This is a genomic window from Achromobacter sp. RW408, from assembly GCF_003184165.1.
Lineage (GTDB): Bacteria > Pseudomonadota > Gammaproteobacteria > Burkholderiales > Burkholderiaceae_B > Achromobacter > Achromobacter xylosoxidans.
In genome coordinates this window covers 621,622-642,312 of record NZ_QHHO01000046.1, presented here as the reverse complement: position 1 = coordinate 642,312, position 20,691 = coordinate 621,622, and the positions used below count along the sequence as shown (strand labels likewise).

The following is a 20,691-nucleotide window of genomic DNA, read 5'->3' as shown; positions in this document are numbered from 1 at the left end:
CCCCCCCTCGCGACACCTAACACCCCCTACAATCTCCGCCATGTCGCCCATCCGCCTCTTCTACGCCCTCTGGCCCGACACCCCCCTGGCCAACACGCTGTCCACCTGGGCCACTCAAGCCCAACCGCACAGCCGCGGCCGCGCCATGCGCACGGAAACCCTGCACATGACGCTGGCCTTCCTGGGCTCCGTGGAAAAGGAAATCGCCGACGAACTCATCGACGCCACCCCCTACCACCGCCTGCAACCCGGCACCGTCACCCTCGACCGCTACGGCGTCTTCGCCCGCCCTCGCATTCTCTGGGCCGGCCCCGCGCAGACCCCGGCTTCGCTCCAGGCCAGCCACGACGGCCTGTGGCTGTGGCTGTCAGCCTTCGGCTTCGTGCCGCCCGCCCAGCCGTTCCGCCCCCACGTCACGCTGCTGCGCAACATCGAGCGCAACGACCCGCCCACCGACGCCCCGCCGTCCCTGACCTGGCACTACGACCGCATGGTGCTGGTGGCGTCCGAATCCACCGACGGCGGCAGCCGCTACCGCGTCGTCGCCCGCTCCAAACCGCAACCGGGCTGAGGCCACTCGCCGGCGCTCTGGCACAATCGAGCGCGTCGCAACGACTTAGGATCTTCATGATCATCCTGCTCGACCAAGACGGCGTGCTGGCCGACTTCGAACACGCCTTCATCGATGCCTGGCGCGCGCGCCATCCCGACATCGCGCCGGTGGCGTTCGAGGACCGCAAATCCTTCTATATCCGCGAAGACTACGCGCCCGAGCTGCGCGGCATGGCCGAGGCCATCTACACCGCGCCCGGGTTCATCCGCAACCTGCCGCCGGTGCCGGGGGCGCTGGAGGCCGTGAAGGAACTGCTGGCGCTGGGCATGGACGTGCGCATCTGCACCTCGCCCCTGTCGCAGTTCGAGAACTGCGTCGCCGAGAAATACCTGTGGGTCGAGAAACACCTGGGCCGCGAGGCCACCAACCGGCTGATCCTGACCAAGGACAAGACCCTGGTGCACGGCAACCTGCTGATCGACGACAAGCCCGTGATCCAGGGCGCGGTCAAGCCGCGCTGGAAGCACGTCCTGTTCGACGCGCCCTACAACCGCGACGTCACCGACCGTCCCCGGATCACCTGGAGCAACTGGCGCAACGTGCTGGCCGGCGAGCTGTATACGGCCGACGAATGACGCCTGGATGACATCCTGACGGCCGGGTGGCCGGCCCTGTTCAGCGGCCGGGGTTGAGGCTATTCTGTGGTGCTGTATCCCCACACCCTGGAGGAGCCTGCACCATGAATCTGCACCGCCTGCTCAAGCAGCGAGAAGCCGATCACAAGCCCTTGCGCGTAGCGCTGCTGGGCGCCGGAAAGTTCGGCGCGATGTTCATGAGCCAGGCCCCGCGCACGCCCGGCATGCGGCTGGTGGCCGTGGCCGACCTGACCCCGGATCGCGCCCGCGCCGCGCTCACCCGGGTCGGCTGGCCGGCCACGGCGCTCAACGCCGCCAGCACCGGCGACGCCCTCAAGCAAGGCAAGGTCTATTTCACCGACGATCCCCACGCGGTCATCGCCAGTCCGGACGTCGACATCGTCATCGACGCCACCGGCCAGGCGGCCGCCGGCATCGGCCACGTGCTGGCCTGCTGCGAGCACGGCAAGCACATCATCATGGTCAACGTCGAGGCCGACGCGCTGGCCGGGCCACTGCTGGCGCGGCGCGCGCGCGAAGCCGGCATCGTCTATTCGCTGGCCTATGGCGACCAGCCGGCGCTGATCTGCGAAATGGTGGACTGGGCCCGCGCCAGCGGCTTCGAGGTGATGGCGGCCGGCAAGGGCACCAAGTACCTGCCCGAATTCCATACTTCCACGCCCGACACCGTCTGGCCCTACTACGGCTTCACCGCCGAGATGGTGGCGGCCGGCGACTTCAACGCGCAGATGTTCAACAGCTTCCTGGACGGCACCAAGAGCGCCATCGAGATGGCCGCGGTCTCCAACGCCACCGGGCTGCTGCCCTCGCCCTCGGGCCTGCACTTTCCGCCCTGCGGCGTGGACGACCTGGCGCGCGTGCTGCGGCCGCGCGAGGACGGCGGCATCCTGCACCACCGCGGCCAGGTGGAAGTGATTTCCTCGCTCGAACGCGACGGCCGGCCGGTGTTCCGCGACCTGCGCTGGGGCGTGTACGTGACGCTGGCGGCCGACAGCGACTACGTGCGGCGCTGCTTCAAGGAATACGGCCTGGTCACCGATCCCAGCGGCAACTACACCGCCATGTACAAGCCGTATCACCTGATCGGGCTGGAACTGGGCATCAGCGTGGCCAGCGTCGGCCTGCGGCGCGAGCCTACCGGCGCGCCGGCCGGCTGGCATGGCGATGTGGTGGCCACGGCCAAGCGCGACCTGCAGGCCGGGCAGTTGCTGGACGGCGAAGGCGGCTACACCGTGTATGGCCGGCTGATGCCGGCGCGCGATTCGGTCGACGAGGGCTACCTGCCGCTGGGCCTGTCGCACCAGGTCAAGCTCAAGCACGCGGTGCGGCAGTCGCAGGCGATCCGCTGGAGCGACGTGGAATACGACGATCGTTCGGCCGCCGTGCAGTTCCGCCGCGAAATGGAACAGACCTTCGCCTGAACGCGGCGCCTCGCCATGCCGCCCCCGGCCCCGCGTGAATCGGGACGGGCCGGCGACCGTCAGACCGGCGGCGAACGTTCCGCCTGGAACAGCCGCAGGCGGTCGGCGGCATTGCGCAGGTGCTGCTCGGCGGCCTTGCCGGCGGCATCGGAATCCCCACCCTCGATGGCCGCGAAGATCGCCTGGTGTTCGCTCTGCACCGCCGCCATGCGCTCGGCGTACATGCGCGCCGTGTTGTTGCGCGCGCTGCGGATGACGCGCCGCACATTCGCTTCCAGATAATCGTTCAGCGCCACCAGGTGCGGATTATGCGTGGCCTGCACGATGGCCTGGTGGAACTGGTAGTCCTCTTCGTCGCCCAGCTTGTCGTTGATGAGCGCGTACTCCATGCCCACCAGCGCCTGGCGCATCTTCTTCAGGTCGGGTTCGGTGCGGCGTTGCGCCGCGTAGCGCGCGGCGGTCACTTCGATCGACAGCATCAGCTCCAGGATGTGTTCCAGGTCCTGGTTGTCGCCCGGCGTGGGCGCGGCGATGCGGAAGGCGTTGCGCTGGAAGTTCGGATCGACGAACACGCCGCTGCCTTGCTGCGAGGTGATCAAGCCTTCGGATTTCAGGCGCGCCAGCGCCTCGCGCACCACGGCGCGGCTGACCGAGTAGATCTCGGTCAATTGCTTCTCGGTGGGCAGGCGGTCGCCGGGCGCCAGCGTGCCCTGGCGGATCTGCTCGGCCAGCGCGTCGGCCACGCCCGCCGAAAGCGAATGCCTGGGCGCGGCGCGCTGCGGGTCGGAGTCCTGTGCTTGAGTGGGCTGCATGTGGAATCGTTAAAACGTGAAGGCGGCTCGCGGCGGGGAAGCCCCTGGGGCGCGCCGGCCCGTGGTTATAGGAATTCTCGACGTTTCACTGCGGCGGCGCCCTTGAAAATTATAGGATTTTGCCGGAATCAAGGGCGCGGCCGCTTCAGACTTTACGCGATATAGATGCCGCCGTTCACCTGCATCACCTCGCCCGTCACGAAACCGGCCAGCGGCGAGCACAGGAAAGCAATCGCGCCGGCGATTTCCTCGGCCGTGCCGAAGCGCCGCAACGGCGTGCTTTCCAGCAACTGCGCGCCCTTCTGGCCGATCAGGTCGTGCGTCATGGAGGTGGCGATGATCCCGGGCGCCACCGCGTTCACCCGGATCTGCGGCGCCAGCTCCAGCGCCAGACTGCGGGTGAAGCTCTGCACCGCGCCCTTGGACGCCGAATAGGCCGCGTGCGCGTAGCTGCCGCGCTGCGCCGCCAACGACGTCAGCAGCACGATCGAGCCGTTCTGGCGCAGGTGGCGCTGGGCGGCGCGGCACACGTAGAAGGTGCCGTCCAGGTTCACGCCCATCAGCTTCTTCCAGGCCTCGTCGCTGGTGTCCTTGACCAGTTGCTCCGGGTAGATGCCGGCGCAATGCACCAGGTGGTCGAGGCCGCCGAAGTGGTGCGCGGCGCGTTCCAGCACGCGGTCGCAATCGTGCGAGGCGGCCACGTCCAGCGCGTGCACGAACACCCGCTGGCCGCTGGCGTCCAGCTCGGCGGCCACCTCGTCCAGGCGCGCCTTGTCGATGTCGGTGAGCACCAGCCGGGCGCCATGGGCGGCCATCAGCCGCGCGGTCGCCAGACCGATGCCATTGCCCGCGCCGGTGATGGCGACTACCTGTCCTTCGAACGAAATCATGCTGTCTCCAAAGCGCTTTTTCGACGGCAAGCGCCCGCTCCCGGGGCGCCGCCGACGGTTCGATTGAACCGCCAAATGCATCGCTTGACACGGGAAAAACGCTTGCCCTATGATTTATCGGACAACTTAATAAAGTTGCCTGACAACTTGTGTTGAAAGCGTAAAGCAACTGGCGATTTCAGGCAAGCAGGTCGGAAAAACACGGCCAACGGCCGCATGACAGGCAGGGGACAACCAGGTGGAAATCACCGGCAGCACAACCGTATTCGCGATCGCGGCCGACCCGATCGCGCACGTCAAGACGCCCCAGCGGCTCAACGCCCTGCTGCGCGAACGCGGCATCGACGCCGTCATGGTGCCGTTCCACGTGGCCGCCGCCGGCCTGCCCGGCCTGTTCGCGGGCCTGCGCGGCCTGGCCAACCTGGGCGGGCTGGTGGTCACCGTGCCCCACAAGGAACGCGCCGCCACGCTGTGCGACGCCCTCACCCCCGCCGCCGAACTGATCGGCGCCGTCAATGCGGTGCGGCTGCGCGACGGCTGCCTGACCGGCGGCAACTTCGACGGCCTGGGCTTCGTCGCCGGCCTGCGCGGCCAGGGCCATGAGCCCGCCGGCCGCCACGTCTACCTGGCGGGCCTGGGCGGCGCCGGCAAGGCCATCGCCTGCGCCATTGCCGAGGCCGGCCCGGCCAGCCTGCGCCTGTACAACCGTTCGCCCGGCAAGGCCGAGGCGTTCGCCGCGCGCCTGGCGCGCCACTATCCCGGCCTGGCCATCGGTGTGGCCGGCCCGCGTCCCGAAACCTGTGACATCGCCATCAACGCGACCACCCTCGGCCTGGACGACAACGATCCCCTGCCCTTCCAGCTGGACGCCCTGGCGCCCGGCGCGGTGGTGGCCGACGCCGTCATGAGCCGCGTCGACACGCCGCTGCTGCGCGCCGCGGCCGCGCGCGGCTGCCGCACCCATCCCGGCCTCTACATGCTGGAAGGACAACTCACCGAAATTGCCCGCTTCCTGGGCATAGAAAAGCCGCAGCAGGAACTGCTGAACGCGCTTGCTTGATTCACGGACCTACCACTCCCGTTCCACGGAGGAGACACGCATGAAATTGGCTTTCACCACCGGCCTGCTGTGCCTGGCCGGCATCGCCGCATCGGCCCAGGCCGCGCCCGTCAAGATCGGCCTGATCGAAACGCTGTCCGGCCCGCAGGCCTCGACCGGCCTGATGTTCCGCGCCGCGGTCAAGTACCAGCTGGACCGCATCAACGCCGCCGGCGGCTGGAACGGCCAGCCGCTGGAACTGGTCGAGTTCGACAACCAGGGCGGCCCCGTGGGCGCCTCCGACCGTTTCCGCGCCGCCGCCGCCGAAGGCGTGCAGATCCTGGTGCAGGGTTCGTCGTCGGCCATCTCCGGCCAGCTCACCGAGGACGTGCGCAAGCACAACCTGCGCAACCCGGGCAAGGAAGTCGTGTTCCTGAACGTGGGCGGCGAAGCGCTGGAACTGACCGGCCAGAAGTGCCACTTCTACCACTTCCGCTTCACCACCAACGCCGACCTGCGCGTCAAGGCGCTGGCCTCGGTCATGTCGGCCGACGGCACGCTGGGCAAGCGCGTCTACGCCATCAACCAGAACTACTCCTGGGGTCAGGACATGGAAGGCGCCACCGAGCGCTTCGCCAAGCAGTACGGCTACGAGGTGGTCGGCAAGACGCTGCACGAAGTCAACAAGATCCAGGACTTCGCGCCCTACGTGGCCCGCATCCGCTCGGCCAATCCCGACACCGTCATCACCGGCAACTGGTCCAACGACCTGCTGTTGCTGATGAAGGCCACGCAGTCGGCCGGCCTGAAGGTGCGTTTCGCCACCGTGTTCCTGGACCAGGTCGGCAACCTCGCCAACGCCGGCGACGTGGCGCTGGGCCATTACATCGCCCATCCCTACAACATCGAGGCCGCGGGCGAGGAAGGCGCCAAGTTCGCCGAGGACTACAAGGCCAAGACCGGCCACTACCCCAGCTACACCGAGCCGCAGACCGTCATCGGCATCACCTTCCTGGGCGAGGCGCTCAAGACGGTCAAGCCCAAGGACGGCAAGCTGTCGGTGCCGGACCTGGCGCGCGCGCTGGAGAAGGTCACCTACACCTCGCCGCTGGGCACCTACACCATGCGCGCCGAAGACCACCAGGTGCAGCTGCCGATGGTGGTGTCCAAGGTCGGCAAGAACGCCAAGTACAAGGCCGACGGCACCGACATGGGCTTCGAGCCGGTCAAGGTGCTGTCCGCCGCGGACGTGTCCGCGCCGGTGCAGGCCACTTGCAAGATGGTTCGCCCGGACTGATGACGCGATGGCCGCGGACGGCATGCCGTCCGCGGCCACTCGCCGATAAAGCGCTCGCCGGCGCGGGGCCGGGACACAACAGAGCGTGATGGATCGCCAGGCGCCCGGCGCCTGCGCGCAAGGATTTTGGAGCGGACATGGAATACTTTACCGTCTCGCTGTTGAACGGCGTGATTTACGGCCTGCTGCTATTCATGGTGTCGGCAGGCCTGACACTGATCTTCGGAATGATGGGCGTGCTCAACTTCGCGCACGCCTCTTTCTACATGATAGGCGCGTACGCCGCCTATACCCTGACGCCCGTCACCGGGTTCTGGACCGCGCTGGTGCTGGCCACCGTCATCGCCGGCGTGCTCGGCATGGGCGTGGAGCGCTTCTTCCTGCGCCGCGTGCACAAGTTCGGCCACGCGCAGGAGCTGCTGGTGACCTTCGGCCTGGCGTTCATCGTCGCCGAGCTCATCAAGCTGTTCTACGGGGATTTCCCGGTCGACTACCGCGTGCCGCAGTTCCTGAACTTCGCGGCCTTCCGCGTGTTCGACGCCGACTATCCGTTCTACCGCCTGCTGATGGGCGGCGTATCGCTGGCGATGTTCGCGGTGATCTACCTGCTGCTGTCGCGCACCCGCGTCGGCATCGTGGTGCGCTCGGCCATCTACCGGCCGCGCATGGCCGAGGCGCTGGGCCACAACGTGCCGCTGGTGTTCATGAGCGTGTTCGGCGTGGGCGCGGCGATGGCCGGCCTGGCGGGCGCGGTCGCGGGCGCCTTCTACACCACCAATCCGAACATGGCGCTGGAACTGGGCGTGCTGGTGTTCGTGGTGGTGGTCGTGGGCGGCCTGGGCTCGCTTGAAGGCGCCATGATCGCCTCGCTGCTGATCGGGCTGATCAGCTCGTTCTCGGTCGGCATCGACGCCAGCCTGGCGACCCTGTTCGGCCTGTTCGGCGCCGGCGAGTGGGCCGAAAGCGTGGGCGGCCTGATGACGGTGAAGATCTCCAGCCTGGCCGCGACACTGCCGTTCCTGCTGATGTTGGTGGTGCTGCTGGTCAAGCCCTCGGGCCTGAAAGGAGAACAGGCATGAGCCAGAACTCGTCTCGCCGGGCCACCGCCGGCCTGCTGCTGATCGTCTGCGTGGCCGCGCTGTGCGCGCTGCCGTGGCTGCTGCCCGCCGGCCAGCTGGTCGCGGCGGTGCAGATGCTGATCGCGGCGCTGTTCGCCTGCGCCTTCAACCTGCTGGCCGGCCAGGGCGGCATGCTGTCCTTCGGCCACGCGGCCTACTTCGGCGTCGGCACCTTCGCCACCATCCACGCCATGAACGCGCTGGGCGGCGCGGGCCTGTTGCCGACGCCGCTGATGCCGCTGGCGGGCGGCGTGGCCGGCTTGCTGTTCGGCCTGGTCGCGGGCTGGTTCGCCACCATGCGCGCCGGCGTGTACTTTTCGATGATCACGCTGGCGCTGGCCGAACTGCTGCATGCGCTGGCGCCGCACCTGAAAGGCGTGTTCGGCGGGGAAGCCGGGCTGTCCGCCATGCGCATGCCGGCCTGGGGCTTCACCTTCGGCTCGGACGTCGAGGTGTACTTCCTGGTGCTGGCCTGGGTGCTGGTGTCGCTGGCCGCGCTGTATGGCCTGACCCGCACGCCGCTGGGCCGCCTGACGCTGGGCCTGCGCGAAAACGCCAACCGCCTGCGCTACCTGGGCTACCGGCCGCACACGCTCAAGACCATGGTGTTCGCGTTGTCGGCCATGTTCGCCGGCATCGCCGGCGGCCTGCAAGCGCTGAACATCGAGGCCGGCAACTACGTGCTGTTCGAGGTCAAGCTGTCGACCGACGCGGTGCTGTTCGCCTACATCGGCGGCGTCAACGCCTTCCTGGGACCGGTGCTGGGCGCGTCGATCCTGACCTTCCTGTCGCAGACGCTGGCCGACATCACCCGTTCCTGGCTGCTGTACCAGGGCATCCTGTTCGTGCTGGTGATGCTGTTCGTGCCGGACGGCCTGGTCGGCCTGGTGCAGCGCGCCGCCAAGTCGCTGCGCCAGCGCGGGCTGGCCGACTGGCTGCCGCGCGCCGCGGTGTCCGTCGTCGGCGGCCTGCTGCTGACCGGCGCCACGGTGTTCTCGGTGGAACTGCTGCAACGCATGTTCGCGCGCGACTACCGCTCGCTGCTGGCGATGAACCCCGATGCCGGCTGGCCCGCCATTTCCCTGTTCGGCCACGACTGGGCGCCGCTGGCGCTGTCGACCTGGCTGCTGCCGCTGGCGCTGTTCGCGGCCGGCCTCTTGGCCTGCCGCTGGGCGCTGGCCCTGTGGCGCGGCGAGGCCGAGGCCGCGTCCGTGCTGGAGACCGCAAAATGAGCCACGAGATCCTGACCCTGACCGACGTGCGCAAGTCCTTCGGCGACGCGCAGATCATCCGCGGCGTCAACCTGCAAGTGCGGGCCGGCGAACGCCACGCCGTCATCGGCCCCAACGGCGCCGGCAAGTCCACGCTGTTCCACCTGATGTCCGGCTCGTTCGCGCCGACCTCGGGCGACATCAGCCTGCGCTCGCGACCCATCGGCGGCCTGCCGCCCGAACGCATCAACCGCCTCGGCCTGGCGCGCTCGTTCCAGATCACCAACGTGTTCCCGCGCCTGTCGGTGCGCGAAAACCTGCGGCTGGCGGTGCTGCGCATGCACGGCCTGGTCTACAACTTCTGGCGCCCCATCGCGCGCCACCGCGCCGTCAACGAGAACGTCGACCAGCTGCTGGAGAAAGTGCGCCTGGCCGCCAAGCAGCACACCGCGGCGGGCGACCTGAACTACTCCGAGCAGCGTTCGCTGGAAATCGGCATGACGCTGGCCTCGCGGCCCAAGGTGATCCTGCTGGACGAGCCGATGGCCGGCATGTCTCAGCACGAGGTCGACTACACCGTCGAACTCATCAAGGACGTAACGCGCGACTGCACCCTGCTGATCGTCGAGCACGACATGCAGGTGGTGTTCTCGCTGGCCGACCGCATCAGCGTGCTGGTGTACGGCGAGATCCTGGCCACCGGCACGCCCGCCGAGATCCGCGGCGACGCCCGCGTGCGCGAAGCCTACCTGGGAGAGGAAACGGTATGAGCATGCAATCCCCCCTGCTGGCCCTGCAAGGCGTGCACGCGCACTACGGCAAGAGCCACATCCTGCACGGCATCGACCTGACGGTGGGCCGCGGCGAAGTGGTCAGCCTGCTGGGCCGCAACGGCGCCGGCCGCTCCACCACCATGAAGAGCATCATGGGGCTGGTGGACGTGACGGGCGGCCGCATTGCCATCGAAGGCCGCGACATCACCAACAAGCGCCCCTTCGAGATCGCTCGCGCCGGACTGGGTTTCGTGCCGGAAGAACGCGAGGTGTTCGCCAACCTGACGGTGGACGAGAACCTGCGCATGGGCGAACAGCCCGTCCGGCCCGACGCGCCGGCCTGGACCATCGAGCAGATGTTCGGCTACTTCCCGCGCCTGAAGGAACGCCGCAATACCCGCGCCGGCAACCTGTCCGGCGGCGAACAGCAGATGCTGACCATGTGCCGTTCGCTCCTGGGCAATCCCAAGGTCATGCTGATCGACGAACCCACCGAGGGCCTGGCGCCCAAGATCGTGGAAGTGATCGCCGACGTGATCCGCGACATCCACCAGCGCGGCGTGTCGGTGGTGCTGGTCGAGCAGAAGCTGACCATCGCGCTGAAGGTCTCCACGCGGGTGAGCGTGATGGGCCATGGCCGTATCGTTTTCGAAGGACCGCCCGCGCAGCTGCATGAGCGCCAGGACGTGGTCCAGGAATGGCTGGCGGTCTGACCGCGGCCCTATCTGTAGAGGCAAGCACTTGGACAATACCCCTGAAGTACGCCACGCCGACCTGCGCGGCAAGAACGTGGTGATCACCGGCGGCGCCAAAGGCATCGGCTACGCCACGGCCGAGGCGTTCGTGCGCCAGGGCGCGCGGGTGGCGCTGCTGGACATGGACCCGGTAGCGCTGGACGCGGCCGTGGCCGGGCTGCGCGCGGCCGGCGGCCAAGCGCTGGCCGCGCAGGCCTCGGTCACCGACGCCGACGCGGTCGAGCGCGTCTTCGCCCAGGTCGAACAGGCCTGGGGCGGCATCGACGTGCTGGTCAACAACGCCGGCATCTCGGCCAACAAGCCGTCGCTGGACGTCACCCCCGAGGAATGGCGCCGCGCCGTCGACATCAACCTGACCGGCGTGTTTCTGTGCGCCCAGGCCGCCGGCCGCCGCATGGTGCCCAAGGGCGAGGGCTGCATCATCAACCTGGCCTCCATGTATGGCGTGGTGGCGGCGCCCGACCGCGCCGCCTACTGCGCCACCAAGGGCGCGGTGGTACTGCTGACCGAGACCCTGGCGGTGGAATGGGGCCCGGCGGGCGTGCGCGTGAACGCGCTGGCGCCCGGCTACGTCGAGACCGACCTGGTGCGCGACCTGGCCGCGCGCGGCCGCCTCGACCCCGAACGCCTCAAGCAGCGCACGCCGCTGCGGCGCCTGGCGCAACCGGCCGAAATGGCCGACCTGGCGGTGTTTCTGGCGTCCAGCCAGGCCGCCTACATCACCGGACACACCCTGGTGGCCGATGGCGGCTGGAGCCGCTACAGCTACCTCTGACGCATCGACGCTTACCTACATTCTGGAGATTCACTCATGGCCACCTACCAACCGCTTGGTTCCCAGGCGCCCTGGCGGCAACTGACGGTCGAGGCCTCGGACTGGCAACAGGCCGACCCCGCGCTGCTGGCCACCATGCTGACGCAGCTGCACTGGATCCGCGCCTTCGAGGAAGCGGTGCTGGACTTGGCCGCCGAAGGCCTGGTGCACGGCCCCGCCCACTCGTCGGTGGGCCAGGAAGGCGGCGCCGTCGGCTCGGTGCTGGCGCTGGGCGCCGGCGACCAGATCAACGGCTCGCACCGCGGCCACCACCAGTTCCTGGCCAAAGCGCTGCAACACGTCGCGCCGCTGGGCCTGGATCCGCGCAACCCGCTCACGCCCGCCATCGACGAAGTGCTGCACAAGACCCTGGCCGAGATCATGGGCCTGGCGCAAGGCTACTGCCGCGGCCGTGGCGGCAGCATGCACCTGCGCTGGCTGGAAGCCGGCGCGCTCGGCACCAATGCCATCGTCGGCGGCGGCGTGCCGCTGGCCGCCGGCGCGGCCTGGGCCCACCACCACGCCGGCACCGACCGCGTGGCCGTGACCTACTTCGGCGACGGCGCCGTCAACATCGGCTCGGTGCTCGAGACGATGAACCTGACCGCCGCGTGGAAGACGCCGCTGTGCTTCTTCATCGAGAACAACCGCTACGCCGTGTCCACCACGGTCGAGGAATCGACCGCCGAGCCGCGCCTGTCGGCCCGCGGCCAGGCCTTCAACATCCCGGCCTGGCAGGTCGACGGCATGGACCCGCTGGCCGTGCACCTGGCCATGTCGGAAGCCGTGGCGCACATGCGCGCCGGCAACGGCCCCACCATCATCGAGGTGGACGTCTACCGCTTCTTCCACCAGAACGGCCCGTTCCCCGGCAGCGCCTTCGGCTACCGTAGCAAGGAAGAAGAGGCGCAATGGCGCCGCCGCGATCCGCTCGACAAGATCGCCAGCGAGATGATCGGCCGTCAGCTGATCACCCAGGCCGAGGTCGACGCCCTGCGCCAGCGCTGCAAGGACGTGATGAAAGACGTGTCGGGCCGGCTGACCGAGGCCACCGACGGCGGCAAGCGCCGCGTGCGCGCCGACCTGTGGCCGCGCCCCGACTTCCGCGACGTGGGCCTGCGCAGCGACGGCTCGGAACTGGCCGGCCTGCGCTACCAGGACGCCGCCGACCATGCCGGCGCCCGCGTCGAGCGCAAGTTCGTGGACGCGGTGGCCGACGTGCTCGATCGCCGCATGGAAACCGACCCCGGCGTGGTGGTGCTGGGCGAGGACGTGCACCGCCTGAAGGGCGGCACCAACGGCGCCACCCGCGGCCTGAAGGACAAGTACCCCGACCGCGTGCTGGGCACGCCGATTTCCGAGAACGCCTTCGCCGGCCTGGGCGGCGGCCTGGCCATGGACGGTCGCTACAAGCCGGTGGTGGAATTCATGTACCCCGACTTCATGTGGGTCGCGGCCGACCAGATCTTCAACCAGATCGGCAAGGCCCGCCACATGTTCGGCGGCGACATCGACGTGCCCTTCGTGCTGCGCACCAAGGTGGCGATGGGCACGGGCTACGGCTCGCAGCACTCGATGGACCCGGCCGGCGTCTTCGCCACAGCCCCGGGCTGGCGCATCGTCGCGCCGTCCACGCCGTATGAGTACATCGGCCTGATGAACACCGCGCTGGCCTCAAAGGACCCGGTGCTGGTGATCGAGCACGTCGACCTGTACGCCTCGTCGGGCGAGGTTCCCGACGGCGACCTGGACTACGCCATTCCGTTCGGCAAGGCGCGCGTGCGCCGCGCCGGTTCCAAGGTCACGGTGCTGACCTACCTGTCGATGGTCAGCCGCGCCCTCAAGGCGGCGGAGGAAACCGGCGTGGATGCGGAGGTGATCGACCTGCGCACGCTGGACCGCGCCAACCTCGACTGGGACACCATCGGCGCCAGCATCCAGAAGACCAACAACGTGCTGATCGTCGAACAGGGCGCGCGCGGCACCTCGTACGGCGCCATGCTGGCCGACGAGATCCAGCGCCGCTACTTCGACTGGCTCGACCAGCCGGTCAAGCGCGTCACGGGCGGCGAGGCCTCGCCCAGCATCTCCAAGGTGCTGGAGCGCGCGGCCTTCGCCGACACGGAAGAAGTCATCGCCGGCCTGAACGACGTGCTGGCCGACCTGGGAGAACGCGCATGAACGCCGCCTTGCGCATGAGCGTGCCGATGGAAGTCGGCATTTGCTGCGCCGACCTGGACGCGCAACTGGCGTTCTACACCGACATAGTCGGCCTGACGCTGGTGAACCGCGTCAGCGTGCCGGCCGACAAGGCCCGCGCCACCGGCCTGACGCAGCATGGCTACGACGTGGCGCGCCTGCAGACCTCGTACGGCGAGCGCATCAAGCTGCTGCAGCCGGCCGTGGCGCCGGAGCCCGCGGTGCGCGGCGCCGCCATCCTGGACCGCCAGGGCAGCACCTACCTGACCTTCATCGTGCATGACCTGGCCGGCACCGTCGAGCGCCTGCGGGCGCGCGGCGTGGTCTTCGACAGCGATCCGGCGCCGATGCAAGTGCGGCCCGGCACCTGGCTGGCCTTCTTCCGCGACCCCGAAGGCAATGTGCTGGAACTGGTCGAATACGACGACCCGGCGGCCTATCGGCCCGACCTGGCCATGCGCGCAGAATAGGACGAACTACACGTGGCACACCTTATCAAGCTCCCCTCCGTCGCGGCCGATGCCGACGCCGGCACGCTGCACCAATGGCTCAAGCAGGAAGGCGACACGGTCGCCGTGGGCGAGGCGCTGGCGGAAATCGAAACCGAGAAGGCAATCGTCGAGATCAACGCCGAACACGCGGGCGTGCTCGGCCGCATCGTGGTGCAGGCCGGGCCGGCGTCGGTGCCGATCAACACCGTGATCGGCGTGCTGCTGGCGCCGGGCGAAGACGCCGCCGCGATCGATCAGGCGCTGGCGGAACACGGCGCGCAGGCAGCAAAGCCCGCCGCGCCCGTTGCCGCCGCGCAGCCGGCAGCGACGCCTGCGGCCACCGCCAATGCGGCACCGATCGCCGCGCCGGCGCCCGCCGCACGCGACGCCGCTTCCGACGCCCCCACGCCCGGCACGCGCCGCTTCGCCAGCCCGCTGGCGCGCCGCCTGGCCGCGCAATGGCACGTCAACCTGCTCGACGTGCAGGGCACCGGCCCGCGCGGCCGCATCGTGCGCCGCGACGTCGAGGCCGCGCGCGGCCGCTCGCCCGTTGCCGCAACGCCGTCCGCCAATCGCGCCGCCGCGCGCCGCGTGCCGCATTCCGGCATGCGCCGCGCCATCGCCCGCCGCCTGACCGAAAGCAAGCAGCAGGTGCCGCACTTCTACCTGACGGTGGACTGCCGCATGGACGCGCTGCTGGCCCTGCGCGCCCAGGCCAACCAGGGCGGCGCGGTCAAGCTGTCGGTCAATGACTTCATTGTGCGCGCCGCCGCCCTGGCGCTGCGCGAGGTGCCCGAGGTCAACGCCAGCTGGCACGACGATGCCATTGAATTCCACGCCGGCGCCGACATCAGCGTGGCCGTGGCCACCGACGGCGGCCTGGTCACGCCCATCGTGCGCGACGCCGACGTCAAGCCGCTGTCCGCCATCGCCGCCGAGATCGTCGAACTGGCCGGCCGCGCCAAGGTCAATCGTCTGAAGCCCGAGGAATTCACCGGCGGCTCGCTGACGGTCAGCAACCTGGGCATGTACGGCATCAAGCAGTTCGCCGCCATCATCAACCCGCCGCAGGCGGCGATCCTGGCGGTGGGCGCGGCCGAGCGCCGCCCGGTGGTGGACGACAACGGCGACCTGAAGGCCGCCACCGTCATGACGGTGACGCTGTCGGCCGACCACCGCGTGGTGGACGGCGCCGTCGGCGCGCGCTGGCTGGCCGCCTTCCGCGCGCTGATCGAAGCCCCCGTGCGCATCCTGCTGTGAGCCCCGCCATGACCAAGACTTCGTTTGACCTGGTGGTGGTGGGCGGCGGCCCCGGCGGCTACGTGGCCGCCATCCGCGCGGCGCAACTGGGCCTGTCCACCGCGCTGGTGGAACGCGCCGAACTCGGCGGCATCTGCCTGAACTGGGGCTGCATCCCGACCAAGGCGCTGCTGCACAGCGCCACCGTGCTGCGCGCCTGCCGCGAGGCCGACCAGTACGGCGTGACCGGCGCCGGCGCGGCCCAACCCGACCTGGCCGCGATGGTGGCGCGCTCGCGCAAGGTCGCCGGCCGCCTGGGCCAGGGCGTGACGCACCTGATGAAGAAGAACGGCGTCACGGTCTTTGCCGCCAGCGCCAAACTGGCCGGCGGCGGCCACGTCGCGCTCGACAACGGCGCCACGCTGTCGGCCCGCCACATCATCCTGGCCACCGGCGCGCGGGCGCGCGAGCTGCCGGCGCTGCCGGTGGGCGAACGAATCTGGACTTACCGCCAGGCGCTGACGCCGCCGGCGCTGCCCAAGTCGCTGCTGGTGGTGGGCGCTGGCGCGATCGGCGCCGAGTTCGCCAGCTTCTACCGCGCGGTCGGCGCGGAGGTGACGCTGATCGACATGACGGCCGAGATCCTGCCGCAGGAAGACGCCGAGATCTCCGCGCTGGCGCGCAAGGCCTTCGAAAAGCAGGGCATCCGCGTGCTGACGCAGTGCGCGGTCAAGTCTTCCAGCCCGACGGCCACCGGCGTCAAGGCCGTGCTGGAGCAACAGGGCAAGCAGATCGAACTGGAGGTCGAGCGCGTCATCGTCGCGGCCGGCATTGTCGGCAACGTCGAGAACCTGGGCCTGGAGCAGACCCGCGTGAAAGTGGAGAAGACCCACATCGTCACCGACGGCCTGTGCCGCACCGCCGAACCGGGCGTCTACGCCATCGGCGACGTGGCCGGCGCGCCGTGGCTGGCGCACAAGGCCAGCCACGAGGCGGTGCTGTGCGTGGAAGCCATCGCCGGCCTGCCGGTGCACGCGCTCGATCCGCTGCGCATTCCCGCGTGCACGTATTCGCATCCGCAGGTCGCCAGCATCGGCATGACCGAGGCCCGCGCCCGCGAGCACGCCAAGGCGACGGGCGGCGAGATCCGCGTCGGCAGATTCACCTTCGTCGGCAACGGCAAGGCGATTGCCATGGGCGAAGACCAGGGGTTGGTGAAGACGGTGTTCGATGCCGGCACCGGCGAGCTGCTGGGCGCGCACATCATCCACCCGGAGGCGTCAGAGCTGATCGCCGGCTACGGCGTGGCGGCGGCGCTGGAAGCCACCGAGGAAGACCTGATGCACACCGTGTTCGCGCATCCGACGCTGTCGGAAACGCTGCACGAATCGGTGCTGGCGGCTTTCGGCCGGGCGCTGCACGGCTAAAGCGCGTTGCAGCGCTCAGGGGTTTGGCGCGGACCGTCATCGGTCGCGCCAGGCCCCTGCCCTCACAACCGGCTGGCGAAGAAATCCAGGAAGCACGCAATACGCCGCGACAGCTGCGTATTGCGGTAGTACACCGCGTGCATCGGCTGCAGGTAGTCGGTGTGCAGGTCTTCCATGATGCGCACCAGCCGCCCTTCGCGCAGGTCGTCGCGCGACACGAAGTCCGACAGGCAGGCGATGCCCACGCCGCGCAGCGCCAGGTGCCGCTGGGTCTCGCCGCTGGAAGTGGCCAGCGTGGGCGTGGCCAGGTAGGTGGAGCCGCCCGCGTGGCGCAGCGGCCAGACGTTCAGGCTTTCGGGCTGGGTGAAGCCCAGCAGTTCGTGGCTGGCAAGGTCCTCGACGGTGCGCGGCACGCCGCGCCGCGCGAGGTATTCCGGACTCGCCATCAGCCAGCGCGGGCGCGGCCGCATGGGCCGCGCATGCAGCGTGGAATCATTCAACGGCCCCATGCGCAGGGCCACGTCGGTGCGGTGCTCGATCAGGTCGACGATGCGATCGTTGCTGGTCAGCTCCAGCGAGATCGCCGGATACTCCCGACGGAAGTCCGCCACGTGCGGCACCACGCAATGCAGCATCACCGGCACCGAGGCATCGACGCGCAGGCGGCCGGCCGGCTGCTGGTTGACGATGCGCATGCATTCCTCGGCTTCTTCCAGCGACTGCACGATCTGGCGCGCCTTCTGCAGGAAATGCGCGCCTTCGGCCGTGAGTTCCATGCGCCGGGTGGTGCGGTTCAGCAACGTCACGCCCAGGTCCTCTTCCAGGCGCGACAGGCCGCGGCTGACGCCGGACGCGGTCTGGCCGAGCATCTCGGCGGCGGCGCTCATCGAGCCGGCGTCGACCACGCCCAGGAACAACCGCAGGGCCTCGGAATTGAGCGCCATTTTTGACTCCGGATCACGAGTAGCGGAATTTTATAGCGCGTGGACGCGCCGATTGCGCGGTGGCCGGGCCGACGGCAGGGTTATCTGGCTCTGCGGCCGCAAAAGAAAAAGCGGCGCACGCGGCGCCGCTTTTTCCATGGGATCGACCGCCGGCCGATCAACGCTTCTGCTTGAGCTGCGACAGGTCGCGCACCGCGCCACGGTCGGCCGAGGTGGCCAGCGCGGCGTAGGCCTGCAGGGCCTGCGACACCACGCGTTCGCGATCCACCGGCAGCCAGCCGCCATCCTCGCGCGCATTCATCGCGGCGCGGCGGCGGGCCAGTTCCTCGTCGGACACGGCCAGGTGCATCCTGCGGTTGGGGATGTCGATCTCGATGGTGTCGCCGTCTTCCACCAGGCCGATGGTGCCGCCCTCGGCCGCTTCGGGCGAGGCGTGGCCAATCACCAGGCCCGACGAGCCGCCCGAGAAGCGGCCATCGGTGAACAGCGCGCAGGTCTTGCCCAGGCCCTTGGACTTCAGGTACGAGGTTGGGTACAGCATTTCCTGCATGCCGGGGCCGCCCTTGGGGCCTTCGTAGCGGATCACCACCACGTCGCCCGGCGCGACCTTGTCGCCCAGGATGCCTTCGACGGCGTCGTCCTGGCTTTCGAACACGCGCGCGCGGCCGGTGAAGACCCACTGCGATTCATCCACGCCGGCGGTCTTGACGATGCAGCCCTTCTCGGCCAGGTTGCCGTACAGCACGGCCAGGCCGCCGTCCTTGGAGTAGGCGTTTTCCTTGCTACGGATGCAACCGGTCTTGCGGTCGGTGTCCAGTGTCAGGAAGGTGGCGTCCTGGCTGAAGGCCACGGTGGTGGGGATGCCGCCGGGCGCGGCGCGATAGAACTTCTGCGCCGCTTCGCCGGCGCCGCCGGCCACGTCCCATTGCGCGATGGCGTTGCCCAGCGTGCCGCTGTGCACGTTGCCGCAGGACAAGTCGAGCAGATCGGCGCGCGCCAGTTCACCCAGGATGCCCAGGATGCCACCGGCGCGGTGCACGTCTTCGATGTGGTACTTGTCGGTGGCCGGGGCGGCCTTGCACAGGCACGGCACCTTGCGCGAAATGCGGTCGATGTCGGCCATGGTGAAGTCGACGCCGGCTTCCTGCGCCGCGGCCAGCAGGTGCAGCACGGTGTTGGTGGAACCGCCCATGGCCACGTCCAGCGCCATGGCGTTCTGGAACGCGCTCTTGGTGGCGATGCTGCGCGGCAGGACCGATTCGTCTTCCTCGACGTAGTAGCGGCGGCACAGGTCCACCACCAGGCGGCCGGCCTGCTCGAACAGCCCCTTGCGCCAGGCGTGCGTGGCGACGATGGTGCCGTTGCCCGGCAGCGCCAGGCCGATGGCCTCGGTCAGGCAGTTCATCGAGTTGGCGGTGAACATGCCGGAACAGGAGCCGCAGGTCGGACACGCGCTGCGTTCGACTTCGGCCACGTCGGCGTCCGACACGTTGGGATCGGCGGCCTTGATCATGGCGTCGATCAGGTCGATCTTGGCGATCACCTTGCCGTCGGTCGGCGACTTGACCTTGCCTGCTTCCATCGGGCCGCCGGACACGAACACCACCGGGATGTTCAGGCGCATCGCGGCCATCAGCATCCCCGGGGTGATCTTGTCGCAGTTCGAGATGCAGACCATGGCGTCAGCGCAGTGCGCGTTGACCATGTATTCGACCGAGTCGGCGATCAGTTCGCGCGAAGGCAGCGAATACAGCATGCCGCCGTGGCCCATGGCGATGCCGTCATCGACGGCGATGGTGTTGAATTCCTTGGCGACGCCGCCGGCGGCCTCGATTTCCTTGGCGACCAGCGCGCCCAGGTCGCGCAGGTGCACGTGGCCCGGCACGAACTGCGTGAACGAGTTGACCACCGCGATGATCGGCTTGCCGAAGTCTCCGTCCTTCATGCCGGTGGCGCGCCACAGGGCGCGGGCGCCGGCCATGTTGCGGCCGTGGGTCGAGGTGCGGGAACGGTAGTGCGGCATGATCTTGTCTCAGGCTATTAGCGTGGGCGGCAAAACGGTAAATAATACGCTGGTTCCGGCGCCCAGCGGCCGCGGACCGCCTCCGAGGCCGCCCCGAGACCGCGCCGCGGCCATCAGGCGGACGCCGCGCCGCGCGCGGCGAAGGCGCTGGGCGGCTCGCCCAGGGCTTTGCGGAACATGGCCGCGAAGGCGCTGGGGCTTTCATAGCCCAGGTCCAGGGCCACATCCAATACCCGCTCGCCGCGCGCCAGCCGCTCCATCGCCGCCAGCAGGCGCGCCTGCTGGCGCCAGCGGCCGAAGGTCATGCCGGTATGCCGCAGGAACAGGCGGTGCACCGTCTTGGGATCCACCCCCAATTCGCGCGCCCAGTCGGCCGCGCCCGCCTGCCGCTCGGGGTGGCGCACGATGGCGCGACAGATGCGCGCCAGGCGCGGCTCGGACGGCTGCGGCAGGTGCAGCGGCAGCACCGGCTCCTGTTTCAATTCGTCCAGCAGCAGCAGCATCAGCCGGCCATCGCGGGTGCCCGGCTTCCAGTCCAGCGGCACCTCCGCGGCCGCCACCATCAGCTCGCGCAACAGCGGCGAGATCGACAGCACGCAGCATTCGGTGGGCAGGTGCGAGGCCGCCCCCGGCTCGACGAACACGGTGCGCATGCGCGGCTCGCCGCTCATGCGGATGGAGTGGGATACCCAGGCCGGCACCCACACGCCGCGCGTGGGCGGCACCACCCAGATGCCGGCGTCGGTATCCACCACCATCACGCCCGAGATCGCATACACCAGCTGCGAACGGCGGTGACGATGGCGGCCCACGCGATGCCCGTCCTCGTAGTCCACGGCCAGCGCGGCCACCGGGCGCAGCGAGGATTCGTATGGGAACAGGTCCAGATCGGCGGGCTTGCGCGAGCCGGCCAGGCGCGACGGCGGTTTGGGTTTGTCCATTTCTCGACGATTCATGTCCAGCTGGCGGTAGACGGTCTTTTCCAGTGTACCTATCCTGCCGGCATCCCCGTTCGATTTCATTGCTGCC

19 protein-coding genes are annotated in these 20,691 nt (G+C 69.2%); 14 read left to right on the top strand and 5 right to left on the bottom strand.

The window, feature by feature from the left end; all coding sequences use genetic code 11:
• Positions 1-40: 40 nt before the first annotated feature.
• The 3 genes from thpR to DK459_RS13055 all read left to right on the top strand — a co-directional run bounded on the left by thpR (position 41) and on the right by DK459_RS13055 (position 2,630).
• Positions 41-571 (top strand): RNA 2',3'-cyclic phosphodiesterase, encoded by a 531-nt coding sequence (gene thpR, locus DK459_RS13065; protein ID WP_054444587.1) that lies wholly within the window; start codon positions 41-43, stop codon positions 569-571.
• 56 nt (positions 572-627) lie between these two features.
• On the top strand, positions 628-1,188 hold the full coding sequence (locus DK459_RS13060) for a 5'-3'-deoxyribonucleotidase (RefSeq protein ID WP_110134801.1): 561 nt from the start codon (positions 628-630) through the stop codon (positions 1,186-1,188).
• A 104-nt stretch (positions 1,189-1,292) separates the two neighbouring features.
• Positions 1,293-2,630 (top strand): NAD(P)H-dependent oxidoreductase, encoded by a 1,338-nt coding sequence (locus DK459_RS13055; RefSeq protein WP_006386233.1) that lies wholly within the window; start codon positions 1,293-1,295, stop codon positions 2,628-2,630.
• 59 nt (positions 2,631-2,689) lie between these two features.
• Here the strand turns inward: DK459_RS13055 and DK459_RS13050 are convergent, their stop codons facing one another.
• Both DK459_RS13050 and DK459_RS13045 read right to left on the bottom strand, forming a co-directional pair.
• Positions 2,690-3,442: a FadR/GntR family transcriptional regulator gene (locus tag DK459_RS13050; RefSeq protein WP_006386232.1), complete on the bottom strand. Its 753-nt coding sequence runs from the start codon at positions 3,440-3,442 to the stop codon at positions 2,690-2,692.
• Between the two features lie 152 nt (positions 3,443-3,594).
• On the bottom strand, positions 3,595-4,332 hold the full coding sequence (locus DK459_RS13045) for an SDR family NAD(P)-dependent oxidoreductase (RefSeq protein WP_006386231.1): 738 nt from the start codon (positions 4,330-4,332) through the stop codon (positions 3,595-3,597).
• A gap of 238 nt (positions 4,333-4,570) precedes the next feature.
• Between DK459_RS13045 and DK459_RS13040 the strand changes: the two genes are divergently transcribed.
• The 11 genes from DK459_RS13040 to lpdA all read left to right on the top strand — a co-directional run bounded on the left by DK459_RS13040 (position 4,571) and on the right by lpdA (position 16,695).
• Entirely contained in the window at positions 4,571-5,392 is an 822-nt protein-coding gene (locus tag DK459_RS13040; protein ID WP_110134800.1) for a shikimate dehydrogenase, read from the top strand.
• Between the two features lie 40 nt (positions 5,393-5,432).
• A complete protein-coding gene (locus DK459_RS13035) occupies positions 5,433-6,668 on the top strand; it encodes a branched-chain amino acid ABC transporter substrate-binding protein (protein WP_020926123.1) in 1,236 nt (411 codons plus the stop codon).
• 137 nt (positions 6,669-6,805) lie between these two features.
• Positions 6,806-7,747 carry a branched-chain amino acid ABC transporter permease gene (locus DK459_RS13030; RefSeq protein WP_006386228.1) on the top strand — a complete coding sequence of 314 codons (942 nt, stop codon included), beginning with the start codon at positions 6,806-6,808 and terminating at the stop codon, positions 7,745-7,747.
• A complete protein-coding gene (locus DK459_RS13025; RefSeq protein WP_058665625.1) occupies positions 7,744-9,018 on the top strand; it encodes a branched-chain amino acid ABC transporter permease in 1,275 nt (424 codons plus the stop codon). Before DK459_RS13030 ends, DK459_RS13025 begins: the two co-directional genes overlap by 4 nt.
• The gene (locus tag DK459_RS13020) at positions 9,015-9,767 is read left to right on the top strand and encodes an ABC transporter ATP-binding protein (protein ID WP_024070561.1); all 753 of its coding nucleotides are present in this window, start codon (positions 9,015-9,017) and stop codon (positions 9,765-9,767) included. The genes DK459_RS13025 and DK459_RS13020 overlap by 4 nt, the downstream gene beginning before the upstream one ends.
• A complete protein-coding gene (locus DK459_RS13015) occupies positions 9,764-10,483 on the top strand; it encodes an ABC transporter ATP-binding protein (protein WP_006386225.1) in 720 nt (239 codons plus the stop codon). Before DK459_RS13020 ends, DK459_RS13015 begins: the two co-directional genes overlap by 4 nt.
• 28 nt (positions 10,484-10,511) lie before the next feature.
• The gene (locus tag DK459_RS13010) at positions 10,512-11,300 is read left to right on the top strand and encodes an SDR family NAD(P)-dependent oxidoreductase (protein WP_070541604.1); all 789 of its coding nucleotides are present in this window, start codon (positions 10,512-10,514) and stop codon (positions 11,298-11,300) included.
• Between the two features lie 36 nt (positions 11,301-11,336).
• Entirely contained in the window at positions 11,337-13,520 is a 2,184-nt protein-coding gene (locus DK459_RS13005; protein ID WP_020926119.1) for a thiamine pyrophosphate-dependent enzyme, read from the top strand.
• Complete coding sequence (locus DK459_RS13000) at positions 13,517-14,008, top strand: VOC family protein (protein WP_110134799.1); 492 nt, start codon at positions 13,517-13,519, stop codon at positions 14,006-14,008. Before DK459_RS13005 ends, DK459_RS13000 begins: the two co-directional genes overlap by 4 nt.
• A gap of 12 nt (positions 14,009-14,020) precedes the next feature.
• A complete protein-coding gene (locus DK459_RS12995) occupies positions 14,021-15,289 on the top strand; it encodes a pyruvate dehydrogenase complex dihydrolipoamide acetyltransferase (RefSeq protein ID WP_110134798.1) in 1,269 nt (422 codons plus the stop codon).
• A gap of 8 nt (positions 15,290-15,297) precedes the next feature.
• Entirely contained in the window at positions 15,298-16,695 is a 1,398-nt protein-coding gene (gene lpdA / locus DK459_RS12990) for a dihydrolipoyl dehydrogenase (RefSeq protein WP_070541601.1), read from the top strand.
• A gap of 62 nt (positions 16,696-16,757) precedes the next feature.
• Here the strand turns inward: lpdA and DK459_RS12985 are convergent, their stop codons facing one another.
• From DK459_RS12985 to DK459_RS12975, 3 genes are all read right to left on the bottom strand, one after another.
• Positions 16,758-17,639 (bottom strand): LysR family transcriptional regulator, encoded by an 882-nt coding sequence (locus tag DK459_RS12985; RefSeq protein WP_024070565.1) that lies wholly within the window; start codon positions 17,637-17,639, stop codon positions 16,758-16,760.
• Between the two features lie 157 nt (positions 17,640-17,796).
• Positions 17,797-19,662, bottom strand: a complete 1,866-nt coding sequence (ilvD, locus tag DK459_RS12980) for a dihydroxy-acid dehydratase (RefSeq protein WP_110134797.1) — start codon at positions 19,660-19,662, stop codon at positions 17,797-17,799.
• Positions 19,663-19,775: 113 nt separating this feature from the next.
• The gene (locus DK459_RS12975) at positions 19,776-20,603 is read right to left on the bottom strand and encodes a helix-turn-helix domain-containing protein (RefSeq protein ID WP_053499537.1); all 828 of its coding nucleotides are present in this window, start codon (positions 20,601-20,603) and stop codon (positions 19,776-19,778) included.
• Positions 20,604-20,691 lie beyond the last annotated feature (88 nt).

Coding starts and splice junctions, on each gene's coding strand:
- DK459_RS13045 (WP_006386231.1), bottom strand. CDS start 4,332: ATGATTTCGTTCGAAGGACAGGTAGTCGCCATCACCGGCGCGGGCAAT.
- DK459_RS13015 (WP_006386225.1), top strand. CDS start 9,764: ATGAGCATGCAATCCCCCCTGCTGGCCCTGCAAGGCGTGCACGCGCAC.
- DK459_RS13050 (WP_006386232.1), bottom strand. CDS start 3,442: ATGCAGCCCACTCAAGCACAGGACTCCGACCCGCAGCGCGCCGCGCCC.
- DK459_RS13020 (WP_024070561.1), top strand. CDS start 9,015: ATGAGCCACGAGATCCTGACCCTGACCGACGTGCGCAAGTCCTTCGGC.
- thpR (WP_054444587.1), top strand. CDS start 41: ATGTCGCCCATCCGCCTCTTCTACGCCCTCTGGCCCGACACCCCCCTG.
- DK459_RS12985 (WP_024070565.1), bottom strand. CDS start 17,639: ATGGCGCTCAATTCCGAGGCCCTGCGGTTGTTCCTGGGCGTGGTCGAC.
- DK459_RS12975 (WP_053499537.1), bottom strand. CDS start 20,603: ATGGACAAACCCAAACCGCCGTCGCGCCTGGCCGGCTCGCGCAAGCCC.
- DK459_RS13055 (WP_006386233.1), top strand. CDS start 1,293: ATGAATCTGCACCGCCTGCTCAAGCAGCGAGAAGCCGATCACAAGCCC.
- DK459_RS13025 (WP_058665625.1), top strand. CDS start 7,744: ATGAGCCAGAACTCGTCTCGCCGGGCCACCGCCGGCCTGCTGCTGATC.
- DK459_RS13035 (WP_020926123.1), top strand. CDS start 5,433: ATGAAATTGGCTTTCACCACCGGCCTGCTGTGCCTGGCCGGCATCGCC.
- ilvD (WP_110134797.1), bottom strand. CDS start 19,662: ATGCCGCACTACCGTTCCCGCACCTCGACCCACGGCCGCAACATGGCC.
- DK459_RS13005 (WP_020926119.1), top strand. CDS start 11,337: ATGGCCACCTACCAACCGCTTGGTTCCCAGGCGCCCTGGCGGCAACTG.
- DK459_RS13000 (WP_110134799.1), top strand. CDS start 13,517: ATGAACGCCGCCTTGCGCATGAGCGTGCCGATGGAAGTCGGCATTTGC.
- lpdA (WP_070541601.1), top strand. CDS start 15,298: ATGACCAAGACTTCGTTTGACCTGGTGGTGGTGGGCGGCGGCCCCGGC.
- DK459_RS13030 (WP_006386228.1), top strand. CDS start 6,806: ATGGAATACTTTACCGTCTCGCTGTTGAACGGCGTGATTTACGGCCTG.
- DK459_RS13060 (WP_110134801.1), top strand. CDS start 628: ATGATCATCCTGCTCGACCAAGACGGCGTGCTGGCCGACTTCGAACAC.